Genomic DNA, 12,609 nt, shown 5'->3' on the forward strand with positions numbered 1-12,609 from the left:
TCTAGCTAAACCACTTAATCATTCTCCTTTGTTTATATAATTATAGTATCTTCAAACTAAGAACCAAACATACGAGCCGAGACGTTGCCAGTAATTTGAAAAATGACAAACCAATACGAAAATACTCTTAGAAAACTAATAATTGAATTAATTGGGTTTTCAGATGATACTGAATATAAAATTTCAAAAGATAGAGTTGATAAATGGAAAGAAAAAAGGGAAATTGAAAAGAAAAAAAATAAAGGAATTCTATTAGAACCTAAACTTATTTACTATTCGGATTTTTATGACTTAAAAACTATTATCGAAAAAAATTGGGAATTATTCAAACCGGTTTTAGAAGACAAAAAAAGGTTTTTAGTTTTTTTTAAAGAAATAGAGCAATTTAGAAATACACTTGCCCACGGAAGAAAGCTTATTTTTAGTCAAGAAAGTTTACTAAATGGAATAGTAATGGACTTACAAAATACTTTGACAATATATCATAACAGAATAGAAATGAAAGATGATTATTTTATACAGATAGGTCTGATAACCGATAGCTTGGGTAACTCTTGGGGGAAATCGATGTTTAAAAAAAGTAAGGTGACACCTGTTTTAAAGGTTGGTGATGAATATGAGATAAATATAGAAGCAAATGACCCAAAAGACAGAGAAATCGTTTACAGTTTAATGTCTGTGAATGGTAAATTTAACGTTAGTCAGAAAGAAAGCAGATTTAATATTAAAATTGACAACTCATTAGTCGGAAAAAGTATGTGGATTGTTGCGAAAGTAAGTACACCAGAAACTGAATACGAAAATGTGGATACAAGTAGATTTAATATAAGCGTTTATCCTGAGTAAAAACTACTGGCAACAACGTATATAAAAAATAGCTCGAGTCGTTACTAACACAAAGGTTCGGGCATTTTTAGGAAGTCGCCAAATTTTTAAATTTGACAAATTCCTAAAAATAAAATAATTAATAAAATTTAAAAATTCGGCTTGTGTTTCATCCGAATAGATACCGCTTATTTTCAGCGCTACTTTTCATATACAAGACCGTTAGCATACATACAAAAAACCAATGCCAAGAATCGAATTACGAACTGAAATTAATGCTAGTAAAGAAATAGTATTCGACTTATCACGGAGTATTGATTTACATAAAATCTCTACCGAACATACAAACGAAACTGCAATTGCTGGAAAAACTAGCGGACTAATTGGAATGGATGAATCGGTTACGTGGAGAGCAAAACATTTCGGAATTTATCAAAAATTGACTTCAAAGATTACGGAATTTGACCGGCCAAAGCTGTTTGTAGATGAAATGGTAAAAGGAGCTTTCAAAGGTTTCAGACACGAACATCATTTTGAGGACTTAAGTGGCGGGACTTTGATGACGGACTATTTTGATTATGAATCTCCATTTGGAATCTTAGGTAAGCTAGCAGATAAGCTATTCTTGCTGAAATATATGACGGACTTATTAGCAGAACGGAATAGAATCGTAAAGGACTTTGCGGAAACTGATAAATGGAAAAAAATAGTTGCGTAGAAAAAAGTACGTATGCTAACAACGGCTCATAATTAATGTGGGGGTTTGGGTTTTATGCCAAGGTCTGCGTATATTTATAATGTCGCAAAATCTTATGGATTTTGCATTTATAGTAAAAAAAAGAAAAATACTAAACCATAAAATTTGGCTTTGTGAGTGGCGGAAAATAATCGCTTATTTACGCCCACACTAATCATAGCCAGAACCGTTGTGCAACATTTAAAACAAAACCTTGGAAAAGTATCTAAAAGCAATATTTGATTTAACAAAGCTACCGACAAAATTTTTCTTCCTTTTGTCAGCAGTTTCTGGATTTGTTCTGTTCGTTGACCAAAAATTTTTGAACGAAAAACTGTTTTTAGATAACGTAAAGGAAAATTACGGATGGATATTGGGAATTATTTTTATTCTTTCAACTGGTCTGGTATTAGTAAACTTTGTGATTTGGATTTTTAAATCAATACGTCGCAAAATTCTAATCAATAAATGGAAGAAGAAATTTGCAGAACGGATAAAAACACTTGACCGATTTGAAAAATCAATACTTCGTGAATTTATCTTAAATGGTCAAAAATCTGTAGAAATGCCAATTGATAATCCATCTGTTTCTGGACTTCTCGATAATAACATTCTTGTTATGAATCGTCAATTTGGGAATAGCTCAATTATGAATGGTCTAAAAACCTCTTTGAGTATTAATGAATCTGTAATGGAAATTCTTGAGTTAAAGGACATTGATTTAAGCGAACCACCAACAGAAAAAGAAATTGAATTCGCAAAAAATAACCGTCCAGAATGGACAAATAGATATTACTAAAAAAACGTATTATGCCAACAACAACTGATTTTCAAGAATGGTTAGATAATCTTGATGAAACACATATTGAAGAAATTAACAACCTGTATCAAAGTATAACAGGTGTAACTCAAATGGGTGGATTTAGCTGTACCCAAAATAATAACAAACAAATATTCATCAAAACCGACCAAAACGACACAACTCTAATGCTTGCGAGCGGAAAAGCAATCAAAGCATTTTTGGATAAACTTGATAGCGAATATGGTGGAGATTTTGGCTGGGTTGGAGGTCATTATGAATTTGTAAGAGCTATGAATAAAGACGATTAAAAAACAATATTGCGATAAAAAAACGTTGCACAACAATGTATATAAAACATAGCTATTATAGGCTTTTCAAAAGGTTTTTGTGTATTTGCGAAGACCGCCAAATTTTTAAATTTGGCTTTTAGTAAAATAAAGATAAAAAGAAAAATTTAAAAATTCGGCTCGTGTATAATCCGAAACGAAAGCGCTTTTTTATACGCTACGTTTCATATACGGAGACGTTAGGTGCAAGCTGAAAAAAAAGCCAACCGCACAGTCAAGCACATTTCATTTTGCTCGTGCCTCACAAAATAAAAAGAGCTTGCCCTTCCCCACCACCACCCAAATAAAATAATCTGAATATTGCAATTGTAATTCATAATCTTTTATTAAATTTGGACAAATATTGTCCTGAATATATTTTCAAGAAAAAGACAAAGGAATGAATACGAAACAATCATTTGGAGAGTACTTACGAAAATTGAGAGAAGAGCATAGTCTTCCCATACGGAAAGTAGCGTCAAAACTTGACATAGACCCTTCTACTCTAGGGAAAATTGAACGTGGAGAAAGAAGTGCTAATAAAGAAATGATTCCAATACTTGCAACTTTATTTAAAATTGAAGAGAAAACTTTAGGGCTTATTCTTTTTAGCGACAAAGTCGCTTATCAGATTATCGGAGAAGAAAACACTAACGAAATCTTAAAAGTAGCTGAAGAAAAAATTGAGTATTTAAAGAATCTAAACCTTAAACAAGGAAAAATAAATTTTGAAAATTAGAATGAGTAAAAAACATACAGTTATTGACCTTTTTTGTGGATGTGGTGGACTTTCTTCTGGTTTCAATAAAGCAGATTACGAAATTACGTTAGGTATTGACCATTGGAAAGATGCAATATCAACTTTTAACCACAATCACGACAAACCTGTTGGAATTGTTGCCGACCTATTTAAAGAAACTCCAAAAACCATAAGTGAAAGAACAGGAGTTTTGAAAGCTGATATTATTATTGGTGGACCTCCCTGTCAAGGTTTTTCAATAGCCGGCAAAAGAATAATAGATGACGAAAGAAATCAACTATATAAATCATTCGTTTCATTTGTTAAATTCTATAAGCCAAAAGTATTCTTGATGGAAAACGTTCCAAACATTATTTCAATGGGCGGAGGCATAGTTAAAGACACAATAATTAAAGATTTTGAAAAACTTGGCTATAATGTAGTATACAAGATTTTATTGGCTTCTGACTACGGAGTTCCTCAAAATAGAAGAAGAGCTTTTTTTGTTGGCACAAAAAGTAATACAGAATTTATTTTTCCAAAACCAACAACCGAAAAACATATTGTTTCCCAAGAAGCAATTTCTGATTTACCAGAAGGTTCTTTAGCTGACGGAACTAAATATCCAGTGAAACCAAAATCTGATTACCAAAAGTTTATCAGAAATGGTTCGAAAGAAATTCATAATCACGAAATCACAAATCATAAAGAGCAAACTATTGAAATAATTGCAATGGTTCCTGATGGAGGTAATTATAAAAATTTACCAAAAGAACTTCACGAAACTAGAAAAGTAAATATTGCTTGGACAAGACTTAACAGTCAGAAGCCAAGTTTCACTATTGATACTGGACATAGACACCACTTTCATTATAAATTTAACAGAGTTCCAACTGTAAGAGAAAGTGCAAGAATTCAATCTTTCCCTGACAATTTCATTTTTCAATGCAGTAAAACAAGTCAATATAAGCAAGTTGGAAATGCAGTCCCACCTATTTTGGCCAAAGTTCTAGCTGAATCAATTAAAAGCTATCTATGAGTAATGTAAAAACATATCAAATTCCTGATGAATATTTTTTTAGACTTCATCACGTAAGACCTCGTTTTAAAAATGATGTTGAAGAAGTACTTCTTTATGTTTCAACTTCGATTTCTGAAATGGAGACATTACCAAAAAAAGAGTTCAAGGAAAACCTAAACCAAGTTTTATTTGGCTTTAAAAAGAATGCTTCATCTACGCAAAAGACGATTGACAATTGGAGAACAGAAATTTCTGCTCTATTTGGTTTTATTCAAGAAAAAGATGATTTAACAAAACCTAGTTTAAGTGCTATACGGTTATCAAACAATCAATATTTAGATGAATTTTTTAATTATTTTTTGTATTCATTTCAATATCCTGGTGGGCATATAAAGTCGCAAAATGTAATCAAACAAATTGAAGCTAAAGTAAAATTTAAACCTTGTGATTTTATTTTACAACTATTGATAGAAGGTGAAAAACTAATAGGAAAACCATTTAGTTTTACAGCGGAAGAGTTAACACAATGTGCATATTTCGACCTGCGGGTAACAAGAGATGGTCGACATCCAAAAGATGTTGCCAAAATGATTATCAAACACAGGTCTGAAAAAGTATCTTATAATCATAAATACGAACAACTAAAGAATGCTACAACTGGAAATTACCCATCAAAAGGTGACTTACATAGATATGCAGGAGATGTTTTAGACTATATGGTTTTAGCTAACCTATTAAATGATAAAGGAACAGGTTATTATTACTATTTAAATGATGAAAACAAAGACACTATTAATTATCACTTAAGTAATTCAAATTGGTATTCAGGTTATGATGAATTCTATAATAAAAAAGAAATTACAAATCCAGAGATAGCTGAATTAGAAGAAGATTGGTTTTCCTACGTTAACAGATTTGATAAAATAGAGGCTTTTGCTCCAACATTGAGTGCCTCTGAATCAGAAAGTATTACTAGTATAATTCAAGAATATTACTCACGAATTAAAGGAGATAGAAAAGTTCCCACAAAAATTATTGGGGATTATGGAGAAAGCTTAATACTTGCTCACGAATACTTAAGGACAAAAGAAACAAAACGCCAACACTTAATAAACAAAATCCCTACTCCACTAGGAGTTGGTTATGATATTCAAAGTGTTGAAATCGAAAAAAGGAAAAGATATATTGAAGTTAAAACAACAAAATCACGGAAAGCTTTAAAAAACAATAGATTTAAACTAACACCTAATGAATGGGATACAGCAGATACAATAGGTGATAATTATTTCATTTATTATTTAGTGGCAAATGACGGTGGAAAAAATGTTTTTATCATCCAAAATCCTGTTGAACAATATAATCAGGGCAATATTAAAGTAGACAAAAATTTAGTTGTAGAATTTTCACAAAAAGCAGGACAATGGCAAACATTACTAGAAATACAAAACTAAAAGCAATCTCTTTATTTAGTGGTTGTGGCGGTATGGATTTAGGTATTCAAGGAAATTTTAAATTTCTTGATAAAACCTATAAATCTTTACCTTTTAAGGTTGTTTATGCTGTAGATAATGACCCATATGCTACAAAAATATATAATGCCAACTTTAAGCATCAATGTGAAACTAAAGATGTAAGAGATATGGAAATTGAAAAACTTCCAGAACACGATATTCTTTTAGGTGGTTTCCCTTGTCAGTCTTTTTCAATTAGTGCACAAAATCCTCCTAGACTTGGATTTAAAGATGACAGAGGAAAGTTATTTTTTGAAATGGTTAATGTTCTAAAAGAAAAACAACCAAGATTTTTTATAGCAGAAAATGTTAAAGGATTACTTTCAGCAAACAAGAGAAAGGCTTTTCCAATGATTATAAAAGAATTTGAAAAAGCTGGTTATTATGTTAAATATCAATTATTCAATTCATCTGAATATGGAATACCTCAAAAACGGGAACGTGTTTTTATAATTGGTTTTAAAAACTATGAAGATTTCACATATTTTGAATTCCCTAAACCAACAACACTAAATGGTTCAAAAGTTAAATTAAAAGAAGTCATTGATTTAAAAGCTAACAAAGATGATAAATGGTTCTTTAGTGAAAGAGCTGTACAAGGAATGATGAGAGTTAGAGAGAAAATGAATAAAGGACGTGACCAAGACCCTGAGCAACCTTGTAACACAATCAGTTCTCACCTAGCAAAAGTTAGCTTAAATAGTACTGACCCAGTATTGAAAATTGATGGAAGATACAGAAGGTTTACTCCTAGAGAGGCTTCTAATATTCAATCATTTCCAGAAGACTTTATTTTAGATTCAGTTTCTGACAATAGACAATATAGAGCAATTGGAAACGCAGTACCTCCAGTTTTAATGTGGCACATTTCAAATTCATTAAGTGATTTGATAAAAAAGAATTCTAATACTGAAAAAGCCAACGCTAAAAGCCATACACATTTACAATTCGCTCAAGCCAACACCACATCCGAAATTGTAAAAGAGTATGCCTCTGCCAACGCTAGCAAGTTTACGGAAAGAAAGCCAGCACCTAACAATGTATAAAAAACATAGGGCATTTGTGCTTGATTTAAAGGTCTGTGTTTATTAACAAAGTCCGCTAAATATAAAATTTGGCATTTATAGAAGAAAAGATAAAAGCAAAATATTTATATTTAGCTAAGTAATAAACCGAAACAAAAGTGCTTATCACCTGCCCTACGTTTCTTATACTAAACGTTGGCATTCATTATAAACAAACATTTTTGAAAATTATAACTTGGAATTGTAACGGAGCTTTAAGAAATAAGTTTGAACACTTACTGGACTTCGATGCGGACATTTGCGTAATTCAAGAATGTGAAAATCCGCTAGAAACTAAACATACAGAATATAAGAATTGGGCTGAAAATCATATTTGGATTGGAGACACAAAAAATAAGGGAATTGGGATTTTCGCGAAGAAGAGTATAAAATTAGAAAAACAAAATTGGACAGACATTTACAGAGACTTAAGAGTAAAGCATTTTTTACCCTGTAAAGTCAATAAGGATTTTGATTTATTAGCTGTTTGGACTCATAGTAACAAATCACCAACTTTTGGTTACATAGGTCAGTTGTGGAAATATCTTCAAATTCACAAACCGAAACTCAGTAAAAGTTTAATTCTGGGAGATTTTAATAGCAATGTGTGTTGGGACAAATCGGACAGATGGTGGAATCACTCGGATGTGGTAAAAGAACTTGAAGAAATAGGCATTAAAAGTCTTTATCACAACTATTGGAATGAAAAGCAAGGCGAAGAATCTCAACCAACGTTTTTTCTTCATCGGAAAATAGAAAAACCTTATCACATTGATTATATTTTTGGGCGTTTGGACTTTCAAAATGGAGTTAAAAAAATGGAGGTTGGTGCTTTGGAAAAATGGCTTGTGGTTAGCGACCATTTACCAATTTTTTGTGAATTCGAAACGTAAAAAATAACGAATGCCAACACAACCTATAAACAATACGGGCTTCGGGCTTAGTCGAAAGGTTTGTGTATTTTTATGGTGTCCGCAAAATCTTTGGGATTTTGCTTTAAACAAGGAAAAGAAAAAACAAAACAAAAAGATTTTGTTATGTGCGTGGCGGAAAGTAAACGCTAGTTTGCTCCCGTACTGTTCATAGCTCAACCGTTGCCATTAATTTAAAATGAACATCATAAATTCAATATTTTCGATTTCAATAAGCTTGATTTTCCTAATCATTAATCTGAATGGCGAAATAAAAACGACTGAAATACAAAACGCAAATCTGACTAAAAAAAATGATTGCGGAATTGAAAATGTGACTTTAAAAACGGAACGGACTGAAAAGGAACATAAATTTCTATTTTGGTCATTGTATCGAAAAAAAGTAAAAGTGACCGACCGAATTGTCGACTCAAATGGAAATGTAATTTTTGAAGAAAAATCTGTTTTTATCTGTTCAATGGACGCTTGTGATGACCGAAAATTCAATAGAATAAAAATTGTCGGAAAACAAATTTGGATATTTAGTCACGGCAAAAATGTGGAAAAAATTAAACCTATTAATCGTTATAATTTTTGTGGGGATTATCTTGGGAAAAAAGATTGGGAAGACGGAGATTATTACGACGACTGAAATAAAAAACTAATGGCAACACGGTATAAAAATAATTGCGGTTTAGTGCTTAATCAAAGGTCGTTGCGTGTTTGTAACGTCTGATTTTCCTTCGGAAAATCCTCGCATACAAACCCGCAACTATTCTTATACATAAACGTTGTGCTTAATTAAAAAATGACCTACAAATACAATAGAACTTGCGAATGTGGAAATGTTGATTCAATAGAAGTTGACAAAAGAGAAGCTGCATTTGAATTGAAAGATAGTTATGTTTATAACTTAACTTGTTCAAAATGCGGAGGAAAAAATTTCTCAGCTATCAGTTCTAACAAACCTGATATTGACGAAGAATTACTTGCTGAATGGAGCGAAAATCCTGAATTTTACTTTTCATCTCAAGACGAAGACTTATTACTTGCTCAGGAACACAAAAATATTGACTTGTATTTAAAATTTATAGACAAGGAAAAAATTGATATCGGAAAACGAAATACCTTAATCGAAGCTCTTTGCGTAATGATTTACGACAATGTAAATAAAAAGGAAAAAGAAAATATAGAAATCGTTAATACTGTATCATCTGAATTAAAAAAGCGTATTGAATTAGTTGAGCAAGCTGAAAGTTGGATTATGGATTACATTAAAGAAATATCGTTTCCCTTAATCGGAATTGAATTCAGAAAGAAAACAAAATCATCTGAGCAAAATATAACAGTTGAGAATAAAGGTTTGTGGAATAAAATAAAACAAATTTGGAACTGAAAATAACTAAGCACAACACCGTGTATAATTAATTGCTTTGGTCGTTGCTTATTTGGAAAATTCCTTCGGAATTTTCTCGCGTTCGTTTTTGTTTACTAAATTAGGTGCTTAACCACGCAACTAACCATACACAATTCCGTTGTACAGCATTATGAAAAAAACACCATTTAGATAAAATATGAAGATTTTAGAACATATTGGGTGGATAGGAGGTATTGCATCTATTGTAGGAATGCTCATCACCATTTGGCAAGTTAAAAAAGCCATCGAAGCAAAAAGTGAAGTGGAAACAATAAGAGATAACCTGAAAAAAAAATATTTAGATTACGAATTATCGCATTTAAGACCAAAAATTAGTCTTGTTGCGAATCAGCTTTCTAAACATACTAAATCAAATTCAAATTTTGCACAAACAGGATTAAGTATTACCGATGATATACAGAGGCTAAAAGAACTTTTAAACGAAATTCGCTCAAATAATTTGTATTCAATAAAAGAAGTTAAAGAGAACGTTGATAAAATAACTGACCTAGTAAATACAAATAAGCAACCTTATAAATTTGATGAAATTGTTGTCTATTTAACCCATACTTCAAGGGAATTTGACAAAAAAATTAAAACAGAAAAGTAAATGGAAACCAATATAATTTTAAAGGCTTTATACGAACAAAGGAAACTTTTGATTACTCAAAATTATAAGACCATAGGCGATAAAACAGGTTTCGCTCCGAGCTATGTTTACGCAGTTGCAAACGACGTTTTCCCGATATTTCATACCGGTCATTATCAAGATATTGAAATTTATAAAGATTTCTATAGTGTTAGTGAAAACCAAATCCAAAATTTTATTAAGTACATAGACGAAATTTGGCTTAAAAACGAGAAAGTTGGTTTCTATGATTTAGAAGATAAATATGGCGGACGAGGTGTCCGATTTGAACTAATTAATATGCTTAGATATTGTCATTTAGATAATCGTTTTTCTGGAAATGAATTTTGGAATTATTTAATGGAAAATGGACCAGTTGAATCTCATAGTATTACGAGAGATTTTGATTTGATGTTTGATGCGTAAAATAACGCTGTACAACAACGTATATAGCTCATAGCTAATCAGTTGCTTAATTCAAAGTTAAGGCATATTTGCAAGCCCGTCAAATTTTTAAATTTGGCTTACTAAAAAAGAAAGATAATAAGAAAATTAAAAAATTCGGCTCGTGCTTAATCGAAAAGCAATAGCTAATTTACACGCTACGAGCCATATACAAGACCGTTAGGCTTCATTAAATGAACGAGAATATAAAAATATCAGCAGTAATTGAATTGAATGCCTCAGAATTCACAGAAAAGGAATACAAATATCCTGACGGAAGTCGATATGAATTCCCAACTGGATGGGAATTATATTGGAAAAACAGTTTAAAAGATTCTGGACTAATAAAAGTTGAACAAATATTTCCTGGATTTCCTTTTGTTGAAATTACTAGAATTGAGGAAGATGAATTAAAAATAATTGTAGAAACACAACTAAAAGATACTAATCTTGAAAATGAAGACGAAATCATTTCTTTTGAAGGAGGAATTGTAATTCAAGTTGATAACGATAGAATTGTTCCACAATGTTGCACTTCCATAAGTGACTACAAAGGTTTGTTAGATATTATTAATAAAAAACCAAGCGAGTGGACACAAATTTGGATAGGACATCCTTGGATTTTTGCTCGTATTAAAGACGACTTAATTGAATTTTCAGATTATTGTGAGCTTAATGAATATAGTGGCTTAGCTAAAACCTCAATTAATTTCGAAGCATTCGAAAACGAATTTGAAAAAGTTCTTACAGAAATAGAGGGATTTAAGAAAAGTGTAGAAAATATTTTAAATTGTAAAAATTTAGAAAATTATGAGCGAATATCAGAAATATTGATTGAGAATAATGCAGAATAAAAACGAAAGCCTAACACTGTGTATAAAACATAGCTAGCAAGTGCTAAAACCAAAGTTCTGTGCTTTCTACTATGTCCGCCAAATCTGCGATTTGGCATTAATGAAAAGAAAAAGATAAATACCAAATCGCAGATTTGGCTAAGAGATAAACTGAAGCTTATCGTATATTTAAACGCTACGTTTCATACACTAACCGTTGTGGTGCATTTGAGAAAACCATCAAGAAATAGAGAAATATTGTGAAAGCAGAAATTATTAATCAACCATACTCTGGAGAATTTGAAGAGCGGATTTATGATGTAGAAAGCGTGTGGAATTCTCAATCTTGGACTTGGATTAAGTTTGAGGATAACAGCGGAATTGAAAAAGTTGGGCAGTTTCGTGGTTTTCCTAAAGACGTCAAAATATCAAAGCAGAAAAATGAAATTGTTGTTTTGACTTCTGACTGTATATTTCGTTTAGATACGAGCGAATTGAATATAATCGAATCGGAAAAACAAGTTGATTATGGAAATTTAGAAGTAACACCAAATGGTACTTTTATCTTTTCAGAATATAGCAACATTTATAAAATGGGAAATTCATTTTCTGATATGTACATTATCAAAAGTCCCTTCGAAATGGATATGATAAAATTTAAAAGCTGGAATGGTAACATTTTGGAATTTGAATGTGACGAAATGGGAGGATGGGAAAGACACGAAATTATGGAATTAGATGTAACCAATTGGACAATAAAGCCGAAGAAAAACGCACCACAACAACGTATATGAAACATAGCTAATAAGTGCGAAACCGAAAGGTTTGTGTTTATTTGCGAAGCCGCCAAATTTTTAAATTTGGCTTTTATAAGAGAAAAAGTAAAAACAAAACATAAAAATTCGGCTCTTTATTTATCCGAAAGGTTTGCGTTATTTTACACGCTACGTTTCTTATACTAACCGTTGCCAAACATTTTGAAAATGACCAAAAAGTTTATAACAGGAGAATCTGAAAAAGGCAGTTCGGAATTTGTTATTCCCGATATAATTGAGGAAAAAGATAGATTCATAGGAATAGAAAGCGGGAAAATTTATGAATCAGGATTGATTTGTTATACAGGAGTTGAGCTGAGCGTAGACAAAGTAATAGAAAAGATACTTGAAAACAGAAGTTTAAATTTCATACAGAAACGACGTGCTAAAAAAGTAATCGATTTATACTTAAAACAAATCAAGACGTTCAAAATTAGTAATTCAGTTAAGTTGGGGAATGGATATAAGCTCGAATTTTTGGTTAAAAAATAATCGTGCACTAACAAATAGATGGACTTTACTCGAACGCAATCATTG

General features: G+C 31.4%; 16 protein-coding genes. All 16 read left to right on the top strand.

Annotated features, from left to right (window positions below):
- Nucleotides 1-102 precede the first annotated feature (102 nt).
- The 16 genes from Q0871_RS17910 (at nt 103) to Q0871_RS17985 (ending at nt 12,564) form a co-directional block, all read left to right on the top strand.
- Nucleotides 103-846: a hypothetical protein gene (locus Q0871_RS17910; protein ID WP_299326185.1), complete on the top strand. Its 744-nt coding sequence runs from the start codon at nt 103-105 to the stop codon at nt 844-846.
- Between the two features lie 223 nt (nt 847-1,069).
- Nucleotides 1,070-1,543, top strand: coding sequence for an SRPBCC family protein (locus Q0871_RS17915; RefSeq protein ID WP_299326188.1), 474 nt, complete (start codon nt 1,070-1,072; stop codon nt 1,541-1,543).
- A 232-nt stretch (nt 1,544-1,775) separates the two neighbouring features.
- A complete protein-coding gene (locus Q0871_RS17920) occupies nt 1,776-2,360 on the top strand; it encodes a super-infection exclusion protein B (RefSeq protein WP_299326191.1) in 585 nt (194 codons plus the stop codon).
- A gap of 11 nt (nt 2,361-2,371) precedes the next feature.
- Nucleotides 2,372-2,671 (top strand): hypothetical protein, encoded by a 300-nt coding sequence (locus tag Q0871_RS17925; RefSeq protein ID WP_299326194.1) that lies wholly within the window; start codon nt 2,372-2,374, stop codon nt 2,669-2,671.
- Between the two features lie 418 nt (nt 2,672-3,089).
- Nucleotides 3,090-3,428 (top strand): helix-turn-helix transcriptional regulator, encoded by a 339-nt coding sequence (locus Q0871_RS17930; protein ID WP_299326197.1) that lies wholly within the window; start codon nt 3,090-3,092, stop codon nt 3,426-3,428.
- A 1-nt stretch (nt 3,429) separates the two neighbouring features.
- Nucleotides 3,430-4,467 carry a DNA cytosine methyltransferase gene (locus tag Q0871_RS17935; RefSeq protein WP_299326200.1) on the top strand — a complete coding sequence of 346 codons (1,038 nt, stop codon included), beginning with the start codon at nt 3,430-3,432 and terminating at the stop codon, nt 4,465-4,467.
- The gene (locus tag Q0871_RS17940) at nt 4,464-5,900 is read left to right on the top strand and encodes a DUF3883 domain-containing protein (protein WP_299326203.1); all 1,437 of its coding nucleotides are present in this window, start codon (nt 4,464-4,466) and stop codon (nt 5,898-5,900) included. The genes Q0871_RS17935 and Q0871_RS17940 overlap by 4 nt, the downstream gene beginning before the upstream one ends.
- Nucleotides 5,870-7,006: a DNA cytosine methyltransferase gene (locus tag Q0871_RS17945; RefSeq protein WP_299326205.1), complete on the top strand. Its 1,137-nt coding sequence runs from the start codon at nt 5,870-5,872 to the stop codon at nt 7,004-7,006. The genes Q0871_RS17940 and Q0871_RS17945 overlap by 31 nt, the downstream gene beginning before the upstream one ends.
- Before the next feature lie 200 nt (nt 7,007-7,206).
- Nucleotides 7,207-7,917, top strand: a complete 711-nt coding sequence (locus tag Q0871_RS17950) for an endonuclease/exonuclease/phosphatase family protein (RefSeq protein WP_299326207.1) — start codon at nt 7,207-7,209, stop codon at nt 7,915-7,917.
- A 217-nt stretch (nt 7,918-8,134) separates the two neighbouring features.
- Entirely contained in the window at nt 8,135-8,587 is a 453-nt protein-coding gene (locus Q0871_RS17955; protein ID WP_299326209.1) for a hypothetical protein, read from the top strand.
- Nucleotides 8,588-8,743: 156 nt separating this feature from the next.
- Nucleotides 8,744-9,331, top strand: coding sequence for a hypothetical protein (locus Q0871_RS17960; protein ID WP_299326212.1), 588 nt, complete (start codon nt 8,744-8,746; stop codon nt 9,329-9,331).
- A 178-nt stretch (nt 9,332-9,509) separates the two neighbouring features.
- Complete coding sequence (locus Q0871_RS17965) at nt 9,510-9,962, top strand: hypothetical protein (protein WP_299326215.1); 453 nt, start codon at nt 9,510-9,512, stop codon at nt 9,960-9,962.
- Nucleotides 9,963-10,406 (top strand): hypothetical protein, encoded by a 444-nt coding sequence (locus Q0871_RS17970; RefSeq protein WP_299326220.1) that lies wholly within the window; start codon nt 9,963-9,965, stop codon nt 10,404-10,406.
- Nucleotides 10,407-10,618: 212 nt separating this feature from the next.
- Nucleotides 10,619-11,278 carry a hypothetical protein gene (locus Q0871_RS17975; RefSeq protein WP_299326223.1) on the top strand — a complete coding sequence of 220 codons (660 nt, stop codon included), beginning with the start codon at nt 10,619-10,621 and terminating at the stop codon, nt 11,276-11,278.
- Nucleotides 11,279-11,517: 239 nt separating this feature from the next.
- Nucleotides 11,518-12,051, top strand: coding sequence for a hypothetical protein (locus tag Q0871_RS17980; protein ID WP_299326226.1), 534 nt, complete (start codon nt 11,518-11,520; stop codon nt 12,049-12,051).
- Nucleotides 12,052-12,240: 189 nt separating this feature from the next.
- Nucleotides 12,241-12,564, top strand: coding sequence for a hypothetical protein (locus Q0871_RS17985; RefSeq protein ID WP_299326229.1), 324 nt, complete (start codon nt 12,241-12,243; stop codon nt 12,562-12,564).
- Nucleotides 12,565-12,609: the final 45 nt, after the last annotated feature.

The organism is uncultured Maribacter sp., assembly GCF_947500985.1.
In the GTDB taxonomy this organism is placed as follows: Bacteria; Bacteroidota; Bacteroidia; order Flavobacteriales; family Flavobacteriaceae; genus Maribacter.

Bases quoted from the DNA above. Each gene is read 5' to 3' on its own strand.
- Q0871_RS17910 (WP_299326185.1), top strand. From the start codon at position 103: ATGACAAACCAATACGAAAATACTCTTAGAAAACTAATAATTGAATTA.
- Q0871_RS17915 (WP_299326188.1), top strand. From the start codon at position 1,070: ATGCCAAGAATCGAATTACGAACTGAAATTAATGCTAGTAAAGAAATA.
- Q0871_RS17925 (WP_299326194.1), top strand. From the start codon at position 2,372: ATGCCAACAACAACTGATTTTCAAGAATGGTTAGATAATCTTGATGAA.
- Q0871_RS17930 (WP_299326197.1), top strand. From the start codon at position 3,090: ATGAATACGAAACAATCATTTGGAGAGTACTTACGAAAATTGAGAGAA.
- Q0871_RS17935 (WP_299326200.1), top strand. From the start codon at position 3,430: ATGAGTAAAAAACATACAGTTATTGACCTTTTTTGTGGATGTGGTGGA.
- Q0871_RS17940 (WP_299326203.1), top strand. From the start codon at position 4,464: ATGAGTAATGTAAAAACATATCAAATTCCTGATGAATATTTTTTTAGA.
- Q0871_RS17945 (WP_299326205.1), top strand. From the start codon at position 5,870: ATGGCAAACATTACTAGAAATACAAAACTAAAAGCAATCTCTTTATTT.
- Q0871_RS17955 (WP_299326209.1), top strand. From the start codon at position 8,135: ATGAACATCATAAATTCAATATTTTCGATTTCAATAAGCTTGATTTTC.
- Q0871_RS17960 (WP_299326212.1), top strand. From the start codon at position 8,744: ATGACCTACAAATACAATAGAACTTGCGAATGTGGAAATGTTGATTCA.
- Q0871_RS17965 (WP_299326215.1), top strand. From the start codon at position 9,510: ATGAAGATTTTAGAACATATTGGGTGGATAGGAGGTATTGCATCTATT.
- Q0871_RS17970 (WP_299326220.1), top strand. From the start codon at position 9,963: ATGGAAACCAATATAATTTTAAAGGCTTTATACGAACAAAGGAAACTT.
- Q0871_RS17975 (WP_299326223.1), top strand. From the start codon at position 10,619: ATGAACGAGAATATAAAAATATCAGCAGTAATTGAATTGAATGCCTCA.
- Q0871_RS17985 (WP_299326229.1), top strand. From the start codon at position 12,241: ATGACCAAAAAGTTTATAACAGGAGAATCTGAAAAAGGCAGTTCGGAA.